We start from the raw sequence: 18948 nt of genomic DNA, 5'->3' as shown, positions 1-18948 counted from the left end.
ACCGCTCATGACCGCGACGATCGTCGGCATCGGCTCCGCGCTGCCCGAGCGGGCCGTGCCCAACAGTCACTTCGCCGCCATCGGCTCCTCCGACGAGTGGATCGTCAAGCGCACCGGGATCCGGCAGCGCCACTTCCTGCCGGAGGACGGCCACCTCGCCGACCTCGCGCTCGCCGCCTCCCGGACGGCGCTGGCCCAGGCGGGGCGCACCGCGCGCGAGGTGGGGCACGTCGTCGTGGCGACGACGACCCCGGACCGGACCACCCCGGGGCTCGCCGTGGAGGTGGCCGCCCGGCTCGGGGCGGACAAGGCCGCCGCGTTCGATCTGCACGCGGCCTGCGCCGGGTTCGTGTACGCCCTCGACCACGCCGTCGCCCTGATCGAGTCGGGCCGGGCCGGCACCGTCCTGGTCTGCGGCGCCGAGGCGCTGACCCGGATCACCGACCACGAGGACCGGTCGACGGCGGTCCTGCTCGGCGACGGCGCCGGAGCGGTGGTCGTGGCGGACGTGGACCCAGGACCCTCCGTGGAGCCCGCGTTCCGGCTCGGTTCGGACGGGGATCTGATCCCGCTCCTGTACGCCGACCGGTACGACCGGAAGCTCCGGATGGACGGCCCCGAGATCTTCGTCCAGGCCGTGGAGCGGATGAGCGAGGCGGCGCGGGACGTCCTCGCCCGACGGGAGCTGACCGCCGAGGACGTCGACCTGTTCGTCGCCCACCAGGCGAACGCGCGCATCGTCCAGGCGGTGGGCAAGGAGCTCGGCGTCCCGCCGGAGCGGCTGTACCTCAACGTCGACCGGGTCGCCAACACCTCCTCCGCCTCCATCCCGCTCGCCCTCCACCAGGCCTGGCAGGAGGGCCGCCTCGGCCCGACGGGCCTGCTCGGGGTGGCCGGGTTCGGCGCGGGGGTCACCTGGGGCGCGGGCGTGATCGGCTGGCAGCTGGAGGACGTGAGCCCCGAGCACCGCGAGCGCCGATGAAGCCCTCCCCCTTCCCCGTACTGGCCGAGCTCACCGCCCCCGACGGCGCCACGCTCGTGGTCCGCGTCCATGCGCGCCCCGAGCCGGCCGCCCCGGTCGTGGTCGTCCTGCCCGCGATGGGCACCGCCGCCCGCCACTACACCCCGCTGGCGCGGGCCCTGCACCGGCGGGGCGCGACCGTGGTGACGACGGACCTGCGGGGCCACGGCGAGAGCACCCCGGTGCCGGCGCGCGGGGTGCGGTTCGGCTACCGGGAGCTCGTCGAGCACGACATCGGCGCGGTCCTCGACGCGGTCGAGCGGGCGTTCCCCGAGGCGCCGAGGCTGGTCCTGGGGCACAGCCTCGGCGGCCAGCTCGGCCTGGTGCACTGCGGCCTGTACCGCCCGCGCCTCGCGGGGGTCGTGCTGGTCGCGAGCGGCTCGGCCTGGTGGCGCGCGCTCGGTACGGGGGCGGATCCCCGGCCGGGTGGGCGGTGGCTCGTACGGAGCCTGCTGTGCGTGGCCGGCGCGGAGCTGCTCGGGTACTGGCCGGGGCACCGGTTCGGCTTCGGCGGGCGCGAGTCGGTGGGCGTGATGCGGGACTGGGCCCGGCAGATGAGGACCGGGCGGTACGGGGCCGTGGGCGCCGTCGCCGACTACGAGGAGGCGCTGCGGGCCGTGGACCTGCCCGTGCTCGCCGTCGACGTCGAGGGCGACGCGCTCGCGCCGCCGCGGGCGGTGGACCACCTGTGCGCGAAGCTGCCTTCGGCGCGGGTCCGGCGGTGGAGCTACCGGGCGTCGGACGCCGGAGGGCGGCGGCTGGACCACTTCCGGTGGATCCGGCACAACGCGGGCCTGGTCGAACGGATCGCGACGTGGGCGGAGTTCCCGGTGGTCCCGGCCGGACCGGCCCCGTCGGGCGTCCGGGCGTGAGCGGCCGCCCCGGGGAATCGCTTCTGCTCGGTGCGCTGCTGCCCGAGCGGGTGCGCTGGGCCGAAGCCACCCACGACCCCGACCCCGTGTGGCGCTTCCCCGAGGAGGAGGCCCTGATGGCCCGCGCCGTGCCCGGCAGGCGGCGCGAGTTCGCGGCCGCCCGGCTCTGCGCGCACCGGGCGCTCGCCGCCCTCGGGGTGGCGGCGGCCCCGCTCCTTCGGGGGCGGCGCGGGGCGCCCACGTGGCCCGAGGGCACCGTCGGCAGCATCACGCACTGCGCGGGATACCGGGGCGCGGCGGTGGCGCGGTCGGCCCGCTTCCTCGCCCTCGGCATCGACGCCGAACCGCACGCGCCGCTGCCGTCCGGGGTCCGCGAGGCGGTGGCGTTCGGCCCGGAGGAGCCGCGGCTGCGCGAACTGGCCGCGCGGCGGCCGGACATCGCCTGGGACCGGCTGCTGTTCAGCGCCAAGGAGTCCGTCTACAAGGCCTGGAGCGGGTACGGGGGCGACTGGCTCGGCTTCGAGGACGCCGAGGTGCACCTGCACGGGTCCCCACGCGCGCGTACGGAACGGCTCGGCGCGGGCGACCGCCCTGATCCACTCCGGGTCGCCCGTCCCGAACGACTCGGCACGGACGACCGGCCTGATCCACTCCCGGACGTCCGTACCGAACGGCTCGGCACGTACGACCGCCCCGATCCACCCCCACGCGCGCGTACGGGCCGTCCCGGGGCCGCCGGCCGGTTCCTGGCTCGGCTCCTGGTCGATCCCGGCACGGCCTCGCCCGTGCGGCCGTACCCCCTCCCCCGCGTGCTGCACGGTCGCTGGCTCGTCCGCGAGGGCCTGCTGCTGACCGCGGTCGCCGTCCCCCGCCCCGTACCGCCTCCGCACCGTACGGCCCCGAAGGAGCAGCCCTGATGAGCGTCGACGACGGCACCGTCCCCGAACTCCTCGCCCGGAGCGCGGCCGCGCACCCCGAGCGGACCGCGCTGCGGCTCGGCCCCGACGCGCTGACGTACGGCGCGCTCGACGAGCGCGCCGACCGGGCCGCCGCCCTCCTCCACGCGCGCGGGGTCGGGCCCGGCGACCGGGTCGCGCTCATGCTCCCGAACGGCACGCTGTTCGCCGTGCTGTACTACGGCATCCTGCGCGCGGGCGCGATCGTCGTGCCGCTCAACCCGCTGCTGCGCGCGGGCGAGGTCCGCCACTGCCTGGCGGACGCCGAGGCGGCGCTGCTCCTGGCCTGGCACCGGGACGGCGAGGAGGCCGCCGAGGGCGCCCGGCTCGCGGGCGTCCCGCACCTCGCGGTCGAACCGGGCGCCTTCACGGGGCTGCTGGCGGGCCACGCGCGCGTGCGGGCGGCATCCCGCACCCCCCAGGACACGGCGGTCGTGCTGTACACCTCCGGCACGACCGGGGCGCCGAAGGGCGCCGAGCTCACCCATCGCAACATCCGGCGCAACGTCGACGAAGGCGTGCGGGTCCTGGGGCTCGGCCCCTCGGACGTGGTCTTCGGCGGGCTGCCGCTGTTCCACTCCTTCGGGCAGGTCATGGGGCTGAACTCGGCGGTGGCCGTGGGGGCCTGTCTGACCCTCATGGCCCGCTTCGACCCGGCCGGCGCGCTGGCGCTCGTCGCGCGGGACCGGGTCACGGTCTTCCTCGGCGTCCCCACGATGTACGGGCTGCTGCTGCGGCAGCCGGACCGCGCGCTCCACGACGTCTCCTCGCTGCGGGTCTGCCTGTGCGGCGGCTCCGCCCTCCCGGTGGCGGTGCTCACCGGCTTCGAGTCCGAGTTCGGCTGCGCGGTACTGGAGGGGTACGGGCTGTCGGAGTCGTCCCCGCTGGCCTGTGTGAACCGGAGCGACCGGCCGCGGTTCCCCGGCACGATCGGCATCCCCGTCGAGGGCGTGGAGATGCGTGTGGTGGACCGGGACGGCAAGGAGGTCCCGGACGGCGAGGTCGGTGAGCTCGTCATCCGCGGCCACAACGTGATGAAGGGGTACTGGCGCCGCCCCGAGGCCACCGCCGAGACGGTACGGGACGGCTGGCTGCACACGGGCGACCTCGGCACCCGGGACGCGACGGGCGACTTCCGGGTGGTCGACCGGCTCAAGGACGTCGTGATCCGGGGCGGGTTCAACGTGTACCCGAGGGAGGTGGAGGAGGTCCTCCACGACCACCCGTGCGTGGCGGAGGCCGCGGTCCTCGGCGTCCCGCACCCGGTGCACGGGCAGGAGGTCGCGGCCGCGGTGGTCCTGCGGCCCGGCAGCCGGGTCTCCCCCGCCGAGCTGCGCGCATATGTGCGGGAGCGGCTCGCCCCGTACAAGTACCCGCGCCGGGTCTGGCTCACGGACGCCCTGCCGAAGGGCCCGACGGGGAAGGTGCTCAAGCGGGAGATCGTCCCGCCGGAGGATCAGGCCTGATCGGCGTCGGCGTCGGCGTCCGCGTCCGCCCACAGGGAGCGCACATGGCCGAGGTGCCGTCTCATGCACGCCTCGGCGCCGGGCGCGTCCCCGGCGATCATCAGGTCGAGGAGTTCGAGGTGCTCCTCGGCGGAGGAGACCAGCTTGCCGGCCTCGTCGAGGCCGGTCAGGCCGTAGAGCCGGGAGCGCTTGCGCAGGTCTCCCACGGTCTCGACGAGCCGCTCGTTCCCGGAGAGGGCGAGCAGCGCGAGGTGGAAGCGGCGGTCGGCCTCCAGATAGCCGATGAGGTCGTGCTCGCGGGCGCGGGAGACGATCTCCTCGGCGACCGGGCGCAGCTCCTCCAGCTGCTCGGGGGTGGCCCTGCGGGTGACCCGGCCGATGGTGGGGACCTCGATGAGGGTCCGCAGCTCGGTGTACTGGTCGAGGTCCCGCTCGCTGACCTCGGTGATGCGGAAGCCCTTGTTGCGGACGGGCTCGACCAGGCCCTCCCGGGCCAGGTCGAGCATGGCCTCGCGGACCGGGGTCGCGGAGACGCCGAGGTCGCTCGCGAGTCCGGGGGCCGAGTAGACCTGGCCGGGGCGCAGTTCGCCGGCGATCAGGGCGGCGCGAAGGGCGTGGCCGACCTGGTCGCGGAGCCGTTCCTGCGCTCTGACGAGACCGTACTGTTTCAGGTCACCCATCGTGCGTCCTCCGAGAAGTCACGGGGGAGCATCGTACAATGTCACGTTTCTCCAGCTCCCACCGCGCGTGATCTCAGAGCAGGAACCCGGCGGGGAACGGGTCGTCGGGGTCGAGGAAGTACTGGGCGGTGCCGGTGATCCAGGCGCGGCCGGTGACGGTCGGCACGACGGCGGGCAGTCCGCCCACGGTCGTCTCGTCGACGATCCGCCCGGTGAACTCGGTGCCGATGAAGGACTCGTTGACGAAGTCGGCGTGCGGGGCGAGGAGCCCCCTGGCGTGCAGCTGGGCCATGCGGGCGCTGGTGCCCGTGCCGCACGGGGAGCGGTCGAACCAGCCGGGGTGGATGGCCATGGCGTGGCGGGAGCGGGTCGCGTCGGAGCCGGGGGCGGTCAGATAGACGTGCTTGACCCCGGCGAAGGCCGGGTTCTCGGGGTGGACGGGCCGGTCGGGGCCGGCGTTGACCGCGTCCATGACGGCGAGCCCGGCGGCGAGCAGCTCCTGCTTGTGGGCGCGGTCGAACGGCAGGCCCAGGGCGTCGAGGTCGACGAAGGCGTAGAAGTTGCCGCCGTACGCGAGGTCGTAGGTGACCGTGCCGTATCCGGGGACGTCGGTCTTGAGGTCGAGTCCGACGGAGAAGGCGGGGACGTTGGTGAGGGTGACGGAGCGGGCGCGGCCGTCCTCGACGTGGACGTCGACGCTGACGAGCCCCGCGGGGGTGTCGAGGCGGACGGTGGTGACCGGTTCGACGACCGGCACCATGCCCGTCTCGACGAGGACGGTGGCGACGCCGATGGTGCCGTGGCCGCACATCGGCAGCAGGCCGGACACCTCGATGTAGAGGACGCCGTAGTCGGCGTCGGGGCGGGTGGGCGGCTGGAGGATCGCGCCGCTCATCGCGGCGTGGCCGCGCGGTTCGTACATGAGGAGGGTGCGGACGTGGTCGAGGTGCTCGGCGAAGTGGAGCCGCTTCTCGGCCATCGTGGCGCCGGGGATGTTCCCGAAACCGCCGGTGATGACGCGGGTGGGCATGCCTTCGGTGTGGGAGTCCACCGCGTGGTAGACGTGGCGGGTGCGCATGGGGTCCCCTTCTGGTGAGTGAGTGACGGGCTCTACGCGTGGCCGTCGGCGAGGACCTTCTCGGTGGCGGCGCGCACGACGGCCTCCTGTTCGGGCGTCAGCGGGAGGCGGGGCTGCCGGGTGGTGCCCCCGGGGTGGCCGGCGAGGTCCATGGAGAGCTTGATCGCCTGGACGAACTCGATCCTGGAGTCCCAGCGGAAGAGCGGGTGCAGCGAGCGGTAGAGCGGCAGCGCGACGGCGAGGTCACCGGCGACGGCGGCCCGGTAGAGGGTGGCGCAGGCGCGCGGGAGTGCGTTGGGGAAGCCGGCGATCCAGCCGACGGCTCCGGCGAGGGCGAGTTCGAGGAGGACGTCGTCGGCGCCGACGAGCAGGTCGAGGCCGGGGGCGAGTTCGGCGAGCTGGTAGGCGCGGCGGACGTCGCCGCTGAACTCCTTGACGGCGACGATGCTGCCGTCGCCGTGCAGCCGCGCGAGCAGCTCGGGGGTGAGGTCGACCTTCGTGTCGAAGGGGTTGTTGTACGCGACGACGGGCAGACCGGCCTCGGCGACCTCGGCGTAGTGGGCGCGTACGGACCGCTCGTCGGCCCGGTAGGCGTTCGGCGGCAGGAGCAGGACCGAGCCCGCGCCGGCCTCGGCGGCCTGCTCGGCCCAGCGGCGGGCCTCGGCGCTGCCGTACGCGGAGACGCCCGGCATGACCCGCGCGCCGTCACCGGCGGCTTCGACGGCGGTACGGACGACCTGGGCGCGCTCGGCGTCGGTGAGGGTCTGGTACTCGCCGAGGGAGCCGTTCGGGACGACCCCGTCGCAGCCCTCGGCGACGAGCCGGGCCACGTGCCGCGCGTAGGCGTCGTGGTCGACGGAGCCGTCCGCGCGGAAGGGGAGGGCGGTGGCGACCATGATCCCGTGCCAGGGGTGGGCGCGGTGCACGGGGACTTGCGCGTGGACCATGAGGACTCCCTTGTGTGGTGTGTGACATTTTATTGATGTCGACGGGCACCACAAGGGTCAGGAACCGGCACAGTTCTGACGGCACGTCAGAGCGCGGCGCAGTGCCCGGAAGCGGCCGGGCCCCGTCAGGGCCTGTCGGGGCGCGTCCGCTCGGGCCCTCTGCCGGACACGTCCGAGGGCGGCGTGCCACGGCCGGCGTCCTCGCGCGGGCGGGCCGCGGCCGACGGCGTACGGGCGGGGGAAGGCTCGTACCGGCAGTACTCGGGAACGTGCTCCTCGCCCCCGGCGGCGACCACGAGCCGCTGCCAGGCGGCGGACTTCGACGCCTTGCCGTGGGCCCCGCGCTCCTTCTCGAAGGCCTGGCAGAGCGCGTCACGGCTGTGGCCGGGAAGCTCCGGCGGGTCCTTCTCCGGACGCAGGGGCGCGGTGGTCCCGGGGGGCGCGGACCGGTTCGTACGACCCTCCTCACCGGCCTCCGTGGGCGCGGGAGCCGGCCGGGGCAGGGAGCGGGTGGGCCGGGGTTCGGGGGCCGGTGCGGGGGTGCCGAGGAAGCTCTCGGGGAGGCCGCCGACGGCGAAGGCGACACCGCCCAGGGTCACGCTGGCGACCAGGGCGGCGACCAGCGCCTTGAGGGAGCGCCGGGAGGGCCGCCGCTCATCGGCGACGGAGGTCCAGTCGTCCGTCTCGCGGACGGGCGAGGTCGCGTGGAGCCCGGAGTCACGGGCGGCCCGGAAGGCGGCGAGAGCGGCCGCCTCCCCCGGGGCGACGACGTCCCCTTCCCCTCCCGGCTCAGCGCTCAGAGCAGCCCGCAACAACTTCCCGGCCTCGCTGTCCCGCAGCTCGTCAGGCATCCGTCACCTCCCCCTCCCCTTGAGTTGTTTCGCAAGTCGCCTCAATCCCCTATGTGCGGCGGACCGTACCGCACCGGGACGCTTGCCCAGTACTCGGGCGGCCGAAGGGCCGTCGAGACCGACGACGACGCGGAGCAGTACGGCCTCGGCCTGGTCCCGCGGAAGACCCGCGACGAGGGCGAGCGCGTGCTCCGTCGACAGCGCCTCCAAGGCCTCGCCGGCGGCGTCCCCGGCGGCCGGGAGCTCGAAGAGGTCCTGCTCGAACCGCGCGGGCCGGGGCCGCGCCCGTACACGCCGCAGATGGTCGAGGGCACGGTGGCGAGCGACGACCGCGGTCCAGGCGCGGAAGCCCGCGCCGTCACCGCGGAAGCGGCCGAGGTCCCGGGCGATCTCCAGCCACGCGTCGGAGGCGACGTCCTCGGCGTCCTCGCCGACGATCCCCCGCAGGTAGCCGAGCAGCCCGGGATGAACGATCCGATAGGCCTCGGCGAAAGCCTCTTCGTCCCCCAGCCGGGCCCGCTCGACGACCAGACCGAGCCGAACGTCACGCCCGCCACCCGAGCGGGCGCCGCACTCCGACCCGCATGCCGCGGCGGGCGCACGCCCCGTTCCCTCGCCCACCCGACTCTTCACACCCCGCACACCCACGAACTCCGGCCCCCGCGGAACAACCGAAGGACGTCCATCCTGTCAGACCGTCAACAACCTTTTCCCGACACCGTGTCCGACATCCGCACGAGAGCTTGCCCCCCCCAACTACGGGAGCGGATAGCCCTCAGCGTGCCAGTGCGGGCGCACACGCTCAGCGGGAGGGCGGAGAGGACAGCGGCTCCGGCCGCTCCGCCGAGCGTGTGCGCGGCGCGAGAGGTCAAGGGGCGTGAGCGAGGCCCCTTGGGGTTCACCATTCTGACGAACTGCTGGACGAGACCCGTTGTCCTTACGAGATACCGGCGGCCTCAACGGCCCCTCAAGGGGCCACGACCTGGGGCCTGCGGTTCCAGTGCGGGAGCAGGACCAGGCCCGCGAGGCAGGCGGCCGCCGCGAAGGCGTAGAAGAGCGGGGTCGTCGAGAGGAAGCCCGGCAGCAGGCCGCCGAGGATGGCACCGACCGAACCGAAACCGTTGATGACCCCGGTCGAGGTGCCCGCTCCCGCGGTCTTGCCGAAGTCGACCGCGGCGACTCCGACGATCATCGCGTCGGCCGCGTACACGGCGAGGCCGATGACGGCCAGCACGGCGATCATCACCCAGGCGCTGCCGGTCGCGGTGAGCGGCATGAACAGCACCAGTACCACCACGAGCAGCCCCAGCGACAGCACCAGCGGCGGGATGCGGCGGGAGTCGAAGACCTTGTCGGAGAGCCAGCCGACGACCATCGGCGCGATGATCCCGGCGACGGCGACGGACACCGGGATGAAGGTGGCTCCGACCATACCCACCTCGGGCAGCCGGCGGCTGACGATCACCGGACCCCAGAGCAGCAGGGCGTACCGGGCGGGCTTCAGCAGGAAATAGGCGACCGCGAGCGTCATCACCATCCTGTCGCGGAGTGCCTTGCGGTACAGCGCGAACGTGTCGCGTGCGGCGCGCCCGTCGTTCCGAGGAGACGGGGCCGTGTCGTCGTCGATGTCCGGGAGGCCCACGTCGGCGGGGGTGTTGCGCTGGAACAGCACGAACAGGACGAGGGTGAAGGCCATGGCCGCGGCGCCCGCGGTGAACGCGGCGCGCCAGCTGTCGAAGACGGAGTACGCCCACCAGCCGAGGAACGGCGGGGCGGCGAGTCCGCCGAAGGCGTAGCAGGAACACCACAGGCCCATGACCCGGCCACGTTCCGGGACCGGGAAGAAGGAGACCATGTTCTTGCAGAGCGGCGCCCAGCCGGTGGCCTGGGCGAGACCCTGGACACCCATGGCGAGGGCGAAGACCAGCAGGGAGCTGCCCACGCCGAGGACGAGGGAGGCGGCGATGGCGGCGGCCATGCCGCCGATCACCACGATCCGGGGTCCGAAGCGGTCGGCGTACGCTCCCCACAGGAACTGCCCGACGGCGTACAGGGCGAGGTAGACGCCGTCGATCACGCCGAGCGCCTGCTCGGTGAGCACCTTGTTCACGCCCGGGTCTTCGAGGATGCCCAGCTTGGCGACGGAGAACGCCTGGCGGACGAAGTAGTACCCGGCGTACGCGACCCAGGTGACGGCGAAGACCCGCCAACTCCAGGTCAGAAAGCGGGATACGGGGAGGCGTGAGCCGCTGTCCTCCTGCACCGGCGGGGTTTCGGCCGGGTCGATCGTCGGGTTCGTGGGTCTGCTCATGGCGGAGGCCTGCTTCCATTCGGGCGAAATAGTGGCATGGACATGGCACAGCTACGGTCGGCTGGCGTCAGCGGCAGGGACCGGAAGGGGGGAAGCGCGAGAGAAGCGTGCGAGCGGGAGGGGGCGACGGTCGTCGGGCGGCGTCACCGCCGACCTGCGAGCGGGAGGGGGCGACGGTCGGCGGGCGGCGTCACCGCCGACCGTCACCACGGACTCAGACCGTCGACCGCAGCGATTCGTCGAACGTGGCGGCCGCCAGGCCGAAGCTCAGGGTCATACCGATACCGGAGGTGACGGACAGGGCCCGCACGCCCGGGGCGAGGTCGCGTACGAGCAGCGGTCCGCGGGCGCTGCTGGCATAGACGCCCTGCCAGCGCTCGACGACATCGAGGCGTGCGACGCCGAGGAGGCCCGCGAGGGACTCGATGAGCAGAGTGGAGACACGCTCGTCCAGGAAGGGCGGCGCGGTGGTCCCGTAGTGGTGCGAGTCCCCCACTATCAGGGATCCGTCGGGGAGCCGGGAGAGCATGACGTTGGCGCCGATGTCCATCAACTCCTTGCTGTGCGCCTCCGTTTCGTCCCGGAGGGGGATGGCTGACGGCTGCGCGGTGAAGCCGTCGTAGCGCAGCATCGAGGTACCGGTGAGAACCGCCGCGTCGGTGCGGAAACCGTCAGGAGCCACGACCCGCGCCATGTTGAGCCGGCAGCGCAGGATCCCGTGATCCTCCGCCTCCACAGGAAAGAGCCGGTCGAGGTCGTGGCCGACGCAGACCAGAATGCGATCGCCGCGCACCGGGCCGCGAGTGGTGTGCACGACGCCGGTCTCGACACCGACGACGGATGTGCCCCACAAGACGCGGGCGAGAGGCTGCTCCGACAGCCACTCCGCGAGGGCGGGGGCGGCGGTACGGGGGTTCACCCGGAGGTCGTCCGGGAGGAAGGCGCCGCCCACGATGCCGCCGTGCCCGGCGGGTGCGCCGAGGGTCGTGCGGATCTGGCCGGCGGTCCGCATCCGCACCGCGTCGTCGCCGCGCTCGGCGCGCAACTCCTCGAGAACGGCCAGTTCGGTGACGGATCTCGCCACCACGTACGCGCCGGCCTCCTTGGCCCACATCCCGGTGCTCTCGGCGCCCCGCAGCCAGCCGGCCCGTGAGCGGTAGGCGATGTCGAGCAGTTCCCCGTGCTGTGCGGTGACACAGCAGTGGCCGAAGTTACGGACGGAGGCGCCGACCGGCTCCCAGTCACGTTCCACGACGGTGACGGAGAGACCCCGGCGTACGGCCTCGTAGGCATGGGCCAGTCCGACGATGCCGGCGCCCACGATCACGACGTCGCTGTGGACTGCGGTGCCCGCGGAAGGACCAGGGGCGTTGTTTGCTGCAGTACTCATGCCGGGAGCCTGAGCCGCGACGGGAGACCGGTCAAGGCTTATACATACAAGTAGCCTGCCGACGCCCCAGATTTAACGTGGCGGCGCCCCGGGGAGGGAGTCATTAACGAGGACGTTACGGGCCAGGGCTTGGTCACGACCCCGCGAGGGTGCGAGGGTCTTCTTGTGAATACAAGTAAGGGTGTCCCGCTCCATCAGCAGCTCGGCAAGGAGATGTTGCGGCGCATCGAGTCGGGTGAATGGCCGGAGGGCGAGGCGGTGCCCAGTGAGGCACAGCTCTGCCAGGAGTTCGGGACCTCCCGCGGCCCGGTGCGCCAGGCACTGGCCATGCTGCGCCGCGACGGGAACCTTGTCGGCGGCCAGGGCAAGCCGCCCGTCGCCCGCAGGGCGGCGCCGTCCCAGTCGTTCGCGACGCTCATCTCGTTCACCCAGTGGGCGAAGTCCATCGGCCGCGAGCCCGGCCAGTTCACGGTCGAGGTGGCCCGCCGTCGGGCCGGACCGGAGGCCGCGGGCCTTCTCGACATCGAGGAGGGGGATCCGGTCGTGGAGCTCGTCCGGCTGAGGCTGCTGGACGGGGTGCCCACGATGGTCGAGCGCTCCACGTTCGTGCATGACGTGGGGCGGCACCTGTTCGACTTCGACCCGGACTCCGGATCCATCTACGAGGCGCTGTGCCGGGCCGACGTCGATCTGCACCACGCCCGTCACACCATCGACGCCATCACGGCGGAAGCGCAGGACGTGGAACTGCTCGGCGTCGAGCCGGGCGCGCCCCTGCTCCGGGTGCGCCGGCTGACCTCGTCGGCGGCCGGTGTCCCGCTGGAGAGCGCCGACGACCGTTTCCTGCCGACCATGGCCAACTTCACCATCGAGAACACCACCGAAGGCAGGGCCGTCATCGGGCGGTACCGCACGCATGAGGAGTCCCCCCTTGATTGAACTCGCCGTATTCGACATGGCAGGCACCACCATCGACGAGCACGGCGCCGTGTACGCGGCACTGCGCGAGGCCGTCGAACGCACCGGAGTGAGTGTCGCCCGGAGTGATCTGCAGACCTGGATGGGCACGGACAAGCGCGAGGCCATCGCCGCCCTGGTCAGGATCGGCGGCGGCACCGTCACACCGGAACTGGTCGAGGAGGGGTACGCGGCCTTCCGGAGCATCCTCCAGGAGCGCTACCGCACCAAGGCCCCGGTGGCCCTGCCCGGTGTCGAGCAGGCGCTGGCCGAGCTCCGCGCCCGCGGCATCAAGGTTGCCCTGACCACCGGCTTCAGCGACGACGTCGCCGGTCCACTGCTGGCCTCGCTCGGCTGGTCCGCGGAGGAGGGCGGCAATCTGGACGCGGTCGTCACGTCCGACGAGGTGCGGCGCGGCCGCCCCGCCCCGTACATGATCCACCGCGCGATGGAGAAGACCGGCGTCACCGACGTGACGAAGGTCCTGACGGCGGGCGACACCGTCGTGGACGTACTGGCGGGCAAGAACGCCGGCGCGGGAGTCGTCATCGGCGTCCTGACCGGCAAGCTGCCCCGCGAGGCGTTCCAGGACCTGCCGTACAGCCATGTCCTGGTCAGTGCCGCCGAGGTGCCCGCCCTGACGGAGACCCGACCGGCGGGCCCGTCCTGATCAACCGAGGCCGGAAGCAGAGGCACTGATGTCCTGTTCGGCCCGGACCAGTCGCAGATCCGGCAGGATCCCAGAGACGAAGGAGCTGTACGGGGGCTGATGCCGCGGCGGGTACGAGATCAAGCTCGTCGACACCCCCGCCTGGCACCTCGCGGGCCTCAAGCCCGTACCCGATACGCCGAGGCGTGCCGCTTCAGACACTTCGAAACACAGGAAGCGGCACTGCGCCACGCCACCCGACTCGCGGAGTATCCGTTCGTGCGTCAAACGTGCGTCGCGTGCGTCGAACACAGCCCGCCATCGGCGCGGACGGCATGCGCCCGGCGGACGGAATGATGGTGGACGCCAAGTACGTGCAGGACTCCGGTGACGACTGCAGGAAGAACCCATGCCGCACGATGACGACGACCGGACCACGTTCTTGTTCTACGCCCCGGAACGGGAACCACACGCCTGGGCCCTCAACCTCACCGGTCTGGGCGAAGCCCTGCGGGAATCGTTCTCCGAGGTCCGCTACAAGGTCCGCCAGGACCGCACGCACCAGGGCGAGCCGTACCTCTCCTTCTGGGCCGCCACCGACGACGGCGCGGAGTACGACGGCACCGCCACCATCCACGGACGAGACTGTGTGACGCTGACCGACACCACGGCCGGTGAAGCGGCCCACTTCGTCCTCCGGCTGCGCGACACCTACCTGCCCGCCCCCGACCTCGTCCGCTTCAGCAGCGAGCCGGCCGTGGAACGGGGCATCGAGACGGACTGGCTCCTCCCCGCCGACGGCGACATGGCGCGGGTGGCCGACGAACTCCGCCACCACCTCTCGGTCGTGGGAGGGGCCCGACTCACTCCACCGGAGGGTAGGGCCGTGCACGGTCTTCGCCGTGTCTGGCCGCCCCCCGACCCAGACTCTCCGTCAGGAGATCGTCCGTAACGCCCACACCGCCCATAAGCGCACGCACGCGTTACTTCGCCGGCTCCAGGATCGCCACGCACTCCGTGTGCGCCGGAGGAGCGTCGCCAGCTGCCCACATACGAGGTTGTCGACCAGCTCAGGCGCCTGATCCATAGCCTGTTCTAGGATGGCGAGGACCATCTCAGCGGCCCGACGGGCTTCCGCTCCACTTCCGTGGAACCGAAGGATATGCCCCCACCCGCACGAGCTACTTCGTGCTGCCTGGGGGCACTTCCTTGCTGTTCCGTGAGTCCGCGGCCTCGTTGGCCAACCGCACCCACCTTGAAGGACAGCTGACCGAGCTCCTGACCGAGAACTTCCTGCACAAACACCGCCATCGGCCCCAGCCGTCGGAGGTGCGCTCCTGGGAGCGAAGCATCCCGGCGCTCACCAACGCGCTCGTCGAAGCCGGGCTCGGCGAGGTCGAGATGATGTTGGAGTACGCGCTGCCCCTGACCAGCAAGCGCGCCGACGTGATACTTGCCGGTGTTCATCCGAGTACCGGAGAGCCCTCGTACGTGGTGGTCGAGCTGAAGCAGTGGAGCGAGGCCTACCCGGAGGAGGACGATCCGCTGCTGTGCCGCATCGACGCCTACCCGAATCCGGTCCTCAACCCGATCGAGCAGGTGCGCGGCTACTGCGACTACCTCATCTCGTTCAACGGAGCGTTGGAGCGAATTCCCGACTCGGTGGCGGGGGTCGCCTACCTGCACAACGCGACCGACTTCGGGGTGGCGGGGCTCCGCGCCGTCACCGAGGACGATCGGGGCCGGATGTTCACCGGCGACCAGCGTGGCGCCTTCCTCGGCTTCCTCCGCTCCCGGCTGGCGGCGAAGCCGGGTGCCGAGGCAGCCGACACCCTGCTGCAGGGTAAGGTGCGGCCGTCGAGGCAGCTGATGACCGTTGCCGCCGAAGAGGTGCGCAACCGGGAACAGTTCGTACTGCTCGACGAACAGCGACTCGCCTACGAAACGGTCATGACGGCAGTCCGACAGGCCCGGCGGTCCAACCGCAAGCAGGTCGTCGTCGTGACCGGCGGGCCAGGCTCCGGCAAGAGCGTGATCGCGCTCTCCCTGTTGGGCGACCTCTACCGGCGCGGAGTACCGGCCCTGCACGCCACCGGATCGCAGTCCTTCACCAAGACGATGCGCAAGGTCGCCGGTGCCCGCAAGCCAGAGGTCCAACGCCTGTTCCGCTACTTCAACAGCTTCATGGAGGCTGAGCCGAACGACCTCGACGTGCTGATCTGCGACGAAGCGCACCGGCTGCGCAAGACGTCCGCCAACCGCTACACAAGGGCGGCTCTGCGGACCGGACGACCGCAGGTGGCGGAGTTGATGGACGCCGCGCGGGTTCCGGTGTTCCTGCTGGACCAGCACCAAGTGGTGCGTCCGGGCGAAATGGGAACAGTGGAACAGATCCAGGCAGCCGCAAGCGAACAGGGTCTGGACTGCACGGTGGTGGAACTCGACAGCCAGTTCCGGTGCGGCGGAAGCGACGCATACCTGCGCTGGGTGGTCGACCTGCTGGGGCTCGAAGGAAACGCCCCCACCGTGTGGGAGCCGGACGACAAGGTTCAGCTCCTGACCGCGAAGACCCCGCAGGAGCTGGAGGACTTCCTGGCTGCCCGACGGGCCCAGGACTACGGTGCCCGCATGTCCGCGGGCTACTGCTGGAAGTGGACGACAAAGATCACTTCCAGCATGCACACCCTGCCCACCGACGTCGTCATCGGCGACTGGGCCAGGCCATGGAACCTCTATGGCGACCGCGCACTGCTCGGAGCTCCGCCGGCACCCCTCTGGGCCACCGACCCAGCAGGCTTCGGACAGGTCGGATGCGTCTACACCGCGCAGGGCTTCGAGTACGACTGGTCCGGCGTGATCATGGGTCCGGACCTCGTCTGGCGTACGGACCGATGGGTGGTGGACCGAAGCGCCTCGAAGGACCCTTCCTTCACCAAGGCCACCGCAGACGAGGACGTCGACCGTCTCGTCCGCAACACGTACAAAGTGTTGCTGACGCGGGGCATGATCGGCACGGTCATCTACTCGACGGACCCGGAAACCCGTGAAAAGCTCCGCTCGCTGATCCCCCCGGCGCTGTGAGCGTCGTAGGCGCACGGGTCATGCCCCGTGCGCGCACATCCGCCTGCAACTGCGGAATCCGCACCCTGGCGTGGACTCACGAGATAGCCTGCTCCTGCTGCGCACCTTCCCGGAGGGTACGAGGCTGCAGGTCCTGAGCTCGCTCCAATGAGCTGCGGGTGAGGATTGGTTGTGCCCGTCGTGTGGCGACATGCGACGTGAGCGTGGATGCCCGGTAGGGCGTCCCCCTGCCATTCCGATCTCACTGCTTTGGAGTGGCCATGACCTCAGTCGAGTGCAAGCCTGCGCGTCGTGAATGGATCCGCGAGATCCTGATCGAGTTCGCCGCCGCAGTCGTCTCCAACCTCTTGGTGACGGCCCTGGTGGCGATGGCAGGTCTGCTCATCTAGTGCAGGCCGGTGGCGGGCCCGGTGAGTCCGCCACCTCACTCATACGGCAACTCTTGTCAGAACAGCCTCATCTCAGAACCTTGCGGCCCCCCGCTCTTCCGACTCCTCCCCTTGTTCTTGCCCCGCCCCCGTCCTCGGCCGGGCCGGGGAAGATGCGGCGTTCGCGCCTCCACCGGAAGGTTCTCCCAAGTGGGGCGCAGCCCGTGAACCTCGACCTTGCCGACGAGACTCTTGAGATAGTTCCGGGTCTCCTGGTCCGTGGAATAGAGCACCGTGGCACGACTGGCCCGGGTCATCAACACGTGGTAGGCGTGCCGGACGAGACGCGCGAACTCGTCGTCATCGACACTGCCGCCTTTGCTTTGGGGTCGAACGAACCGGGCTCTGCAACCCGCTTGATGCCCGGCTCTGCTGTCTTGAGTTCCTTCCCCCGTCGAAAGACCCACGCGTCACCGCGGCGCACCATGTCGTCACCCATGATCACCCCACACCAGTCCCATTCGAGTCCCTGGGCGGTGTAGACACAGCCGATCTGCCCCAGGCCGTTCTCGTGCACGGACCAGATCCTCGACGGCGGCGCCTCGTTCTCACAGAAGCTTTCGCTGTCCGCGTTCCACGGCCGGTGCCATTCTCCGATACGGACGTCGGCCTCCAGTCGTCGCTCCTTGCCGAGCGGCTTCGTCCACGGCCAGCAGTAGCCGGCGACCATCCGCCCGGAGGCGCCGGCCAGCGCTTCTGTCCGAATGATCTCCTCGAGTTCTTCCGGGGTGTCCACCACCTCGATGTGCATCAGTCCGTCGGGACGCCACTTGCCGGGCTCCTCACCCGTCACGCCGAGCAGCGCCTTCACCCAGCGGACGTAGGCGTCGCTGCCCCCGCATCGGAACTGCTCCCTCAACTTGTAGGGAATGACGAGAGCGTTGTGCCGTTCGGCTGCATCCTTGATCAGATCGACGGTTCCGACCTCGTTCGGCCTGACGGACTGCCCCTCGTCCAGGAAGAACACCGTCAGGCGGGACGCAGCCAGGATCTCGTCGACCTGCGGTCCCGTGCCCTGCTCTTCGGGCTTCCAGAATCGGCTGGTCGACCGATCCCGGAGCCGGTGTGCCTCGTCACAGATCAGCACGTCCAGGAGCGGGTCGGGTGGAGTGACAAAGCTGCTGAAGTAGGTGAACGTCTCCCTGAACTGCCGATCCCCGTAGCCGACGTGTTCCTGAAGGGCCCCGTTGAAAGCCCGGCTGCCGCTGGCGTATTTGACCGTACGGCCTTGAGCCTCCAGCTCTGCCTTGATCTGCAGGCCGATCGCGCTCTTCCCCGTTCCGGCCCCGCCCGTCACGAGGAAGACCACACGCCGCTCGTCCGGCACCAAGGCGGGACGTCGGGGATCCGGTAGGACCCTCGAAGCAGTCGCCAGTACGTGATCCGCGACCTCCTTCTGCCGGCCTCGCAGAGTGAAGACGGTGTCGGCTCCGCGGGACCAGATCATGGCATCGAGCAGCGGAGTATTGCGCAGGCCCATGCTCTGCAGCATCCTCTCGGCCGTGGAAGCCGCGCCGTCCTCGGCGAAGTTCATCCTGAGATCGGACAACAACTGCGCGCGTCGATCACTCGTATAGACGCGGGCATACGCCCCTGTCGGCGCGTCCACGTCGATCAGGGCTCTTACAGATTCGTCGGTGGCGTTGTGCAGGTACGCGAAACCGCCGCATTCGAAGTCGGCACCCTGAAACGGGCCGCGATGGCCTGTGAACGCCTCGTAGTTCGCGCCCAGTTGCAGCGCCGGATGCTTCTTCTCATCCTTGATACCCGGGACATGCAAGAGGTCCGCAGTCGCCCGCTCCACCCGGCTCGCCGTCGACCAACGCTTCAACTCGACCAACTGCACGGAGGGCACGTGGCGCTCCGGATGGCGCCCCACCAGAACGACGTCGATAAGGCGGGGATCACCGGGGGAGACCTCCTCGTCGAGGGTGGCCGCACACTCGACGATCATCTCCACGTTCCCCCGCCCCGCCGCGACCAGGTCATTCGCGAGGCTCACCAGGCTCTCCGCCCAGGCGGAACGCTCCGAATCCGAGGCATCCGCTCCCCGGAAATGCCGCCACCGAGCGGCAAGATGCGGAACCATCCGGTCGCGCGAGTCGAGAGCGAGCAGATCCTGAGCCGACAGTCTCAGAAGAAGCATGGACACGAGGTGGTTCCCCCAGGGCACGAGTGACTCGTGCGGGTGGGGGCATGTCCTGTCCAGGAAGCCCGTCGGGCCGCAGTTCGGTTGTGGTGATCTTAGGTAAGGCCTGACC

Annotated in this window: 17 protein-coding genes; 9 read left to right on the top strand and 8 right to left on the bottom strand. The window is 71.1% G+C overall.

What is annotated here, in order from left to right; translation table 11 throughout:
• Positions 1–7 precede the first annotated feature (7 nt).
• Genes ACWGN5_RS27460 through ACWGN5_RS27445 form a run of 4 tightly spaced genes read left to right on the top strand, consistent with a single transcriptional unit; the run spans position 8 to position 4315 of the window.
• Complete coding sequence (locus ACWGN5_RS27460) at positions 8–982, top strand: beta-ketoacyl-ACP synthase III (protein WP_453519889.1); 975 nt, start codon at positions 8–10, stop codon at positions 980–982.
• A complete protein-coding gene (locus ACWGN5_RS27455; RefSeq protein ID WP_453519886.1) occupies positions 979–1893 on the top strand; it encodes an alpha/beta hydrolase family protein in 915 nt (304 codons plus the stop codon). The genes ACWGN5_RS27460 and ACWGN5_RS27455 overlap by 4 nt, the downstream gene beginning before the upstream one ends.
• Positions 1890–2810 (top strand): 4'-phosphopantetheinyl transferase family protein, encoded by a 921-nt coding sequence (locus tag ACWGN5_RS27450; protein ID WP_453519884.1) that lies wholly within the window; start codon positions 1890–1892, stop codon positions 2808–2810. Before ACWGN5_RS27455 ends, ACWGN5_RS27450 begins: the two co-directional genes overlap by 4 nt.
• Positions 2810–4315: a long-chain-fatty-acid--CoA ligase gene (locus tag ACWGN5_RS27445; RefSeq protein ID WP_453519882.1), complete on the top strand. Its 1506-nt coding sequence runs from the start codon at positions 2810–2812 to the stop codon at positions 4313–4315. Before ACWGN5_RS27450 ends, ACWGN5_RS27445 begins: the two co-directional genes overlap by 1 nt.
• Here the strand turns inward: ACWGN5_RS27445 and ACWGN5_RS27440 are convergent.
• From ACWGN5_RS27440 to ACWGN5_RS27410, 7 genes are all read right to left on the bottom strand, one after another.
• The gene (locus tag ACWGN5_RS27440; RefSeq protein WP_453519881.1) at positions 4306–4995 is read right to left on the bottom strand and encodes a GntR family transcriptional regulator; all 690 of its coding nucleotides are present in this window, start codon (positions 4993–4995) and stop codon (positions 4306–4308) included. The genes ACWGN5_RS27445 and ACWGN5_RS27440 overlap by 10 nt on opposite strands.
• Positions 4996–5068: 73 nt before the next feature.
• Complete coding sequence (locus tag ACWGN5_RS27435; RefSeq protein ID WP_453519878.1) at positions 5069–6073, bottom strand: proline racemase family protein; 1005 nt, start codon at positions 6071–6073, stop codon at positions 5069–5071.
• Positions 6074–6105: 32 nt separating this feature from the next.
• Complete coding sequence (locus tag ACWGN5_RS27430; protein ID WP_453519876.1) at positions 6106–7020, bottom strand: dihydrodipicolinate synthase family protein; 915 nt, start codon at positions 7018–7020, stop codon at positions 6106–6108.
• Between the two features lie 125 nt (positions 7021–7145).
• Positions 7146–7871: a hypothetical protein gene (locus ACWGN5_RS27425; RefSeq protein ID WP_453519875.1), complete on the bottom strand. Its 726-nt coding sequence runs from the start codon at positions 7869–7871 to the stop codon at positions 7146–7148.
• A gap of 3 nt (positions 7872–7874) precedes the next feature.
• Entirely contained in the window at positions 7875–8402 is a 528-nt protein-coding gene (locus tag ACWGN5_RS27420; protein ID WP_453519922.1) for an RNA polymerase sigma factor, read from the bottom strand.
• Positions 8403–8838: 436 nt separating this feature from the next.
• Complete coding sequence (locus tag ACWGN5_RS27415; RefSeq protein WP_453519872.1) at positions 8839–10182, bottom strand: MFS transporter; 1344 nt, start codon at positions 10180–10182, stop codon at positions 8839–8841.
• A 214-nt stretch (positions 10183–10396) separates the two neighbouring features.
• Positions 10397–11572: a TIGR03364 family FAD-dependent oxidoreductase gene (locus ACWGN5_RS27410; RefSeq protein WP_453519869.1), complete on the bottom strand. Its 1176-nt coding sequence runs from the start codon at positions 11570–11572 to the stop codon at positions 10397–10399.
• A 165-nt stretch (positions 11573–11737) separates the two neighbouring features.
• On the opposite strand from ACWGN5_RS27410, the gene ACWGN5_RS27405 reads away from it, so the two are divergent.
• The 5 genes from ACWGN5_RS27405 (at position 11738) to ACWGN5_RS27385 (ending at position 16648) form a co-directional block, all read left to right on the top strand.
• Entirely contained in the window at positions 11738–12511 is a 774-nt protein-coding gene (locus ACWGN5_RS27405; protein ID WP_453519868.1) for a GntR family transcriptional regulator, read from the top strand.
• A 16-nt stretch (positions 12512–12527) separates the two neighbouring features.
• A complete protein-coding gene (locus ACWGN5_RS27400) occupies positions 12528–13199 on the top strand; it encodes a phosphonatase-like hydrolase (protein WP_453519865.1) in 672 nt (223 codons plus the stop codon).
• A gap of 388 nt (positions 13200–13587) precedes the next feature.
• Positions 13588–14130, top strand: a complete 543-nt coding sequence (locus ACWGN5_RS27395; RefSeq protein ID WP_453519925.1) for a hypothetical protein — start codon at positions 13588–13590, stop codon at positions 14128–14130.
• 257 nt (positions 14131–14387) lie between these two features.
• Positions 14388–16259 carry a DNA/RNA helicase domain-containing protein gene (locus tag ACWGN5_RS27390; protein WP_453519863.1) on the top strand — a complete coding sequence of 624 codons (1872 nt, stop codon included), beginning with the start codon at positions 14388–14390 and terminating at the stop codon, positions 16257–16259.
• Positions 16260–16519: 260 nt separating this feature from the next.
• A complete protein-coding gene (locus tag ACWGN5_RS27385; RefSeq protein WP_383440245.1) occupies positions 16520–16648 on the top strand; it encodes a DUF6408 family protein in 129 nt (42 codons plus the stop codon).
• Between the two features lie 295 nt (positions 16649–16943).
• On the opposite strand, the gene ACWGN5_RS27380 is transcribed toward ACWGN5_RS27385, so the two are convergent.
• Positions 16944–18833: a DNA/RNA helicase domain-containing protein gene (locus ACWGN5_RS27380; RefSeq protein WP_453519919.1), complete on the bottom strand. Its 1890-nt coding sequence runs from the start codon at positions 18831–18833 to the stop codon at positions 16944–16946.
• Positions 18834–18948 lie beyond the last annotated feature (115 nt).

Source organism: Streptomyces sp. NPDC055815 (assembly GCF_053616475.1).
This window is presented reverse-complemented; position numbering and strand designations above follow the sequence as displayed.

Bases quoted from the DNA above. Each gene is read 5' to 3' on its own strand.
- ACWGN5_RS27460 (WP_453519889.1), top strand. From the start codon at position 8: ATGACCGCGACGATCGTCGGCATCGGCTCCGCGCTGCCCGAGCGGGCC.
- ACWGN5_RS27455 (WP_453519886.1), top strand. From the start codon at position 979: ATGAAGCCCTCCCCCTTCCCCGTACTGGCCGAGCTCACCGCCCCCGAC.
- ACWGN5_RS27445 (WP_453519882.1), top strand. From the start codon at position 2,810: ATGAGCGTCGACGACGGCACCGTCCCCGAACTCCTCGCCCGGAGCGCG.
- ACWGN5_RS27440 (WP_453519881.1), bottom strand. From the start codon at position 4,995: ATGGGTGACCTGAAACAGTACGGTCTCGTCAGAGCGCAGGAACGGCTC.
- ACWGN5_RS27435 (WP_453519878.1), bottom strand. From the start codon at position 6,073: ATGCGCACCCGCCACGTCTACCACGCGGTGGACTCCCACACCGAAGGC.
- ACWGN5_RS27430 (WP_453519876.1), bottom strand. From the start codon at position 7,020: ATGGTCCACGCGCAAGTCCCCGTGCACCGCGCCCACCCCTGGCACGGG.
- ACWGN5_RS27425 (WP_453519875.1), bottom strand. From the start codon at position 7,871: ATGCCTGACGAGCTGCGGGACAGCGAGGCCGGGAAGTTGTTGCGGGCT.
- ACWGN5_RS27415 (WP_453519872.1), bottom strand. From the start codon at position 10,182: ATGAGCAGACCCACGAACCCGACGATCGACCCGGCCGAAACCCCGCCG.
- ACWGN5_RS27410 (WP_453519869.1), bottom strand. From the start codon at position 11,572: ATGAGTACTGCAGCAAACAACGCCCCTGGTCCTTCCGCGGGCACCGCA.
- ACWGN5_RS27400 (WP_453519865.1), top strand. From the start codon at position 12,528: ATGGCAGGCACCACCATCGACGAGCACGGCGCCGTGTACGCGGCACTG.
- ACWGN5_RS27395 (WP_453519925.1), top strand. From the start codon at position 13,588: ATGCCGCACGATGACGACGACCGGACCACGTTCTTGTTCTACGCCCCG.
- ACWGN5_RS27385 (WP_383440245.1), top strand. From the start codon at position 16,520: ATGACCTCAGTCGAGTGCAAGCCTGCGCGTCGTGAATGGATCCGCGAG.
- ACWGN5_RS27380 (WP_453519919.1), bottom strand. From the start codon at position 18,833: ATGCTTCTTCTGAGACTGTCGGCTCAGGATCTGCTCGCTCTCGACTCG.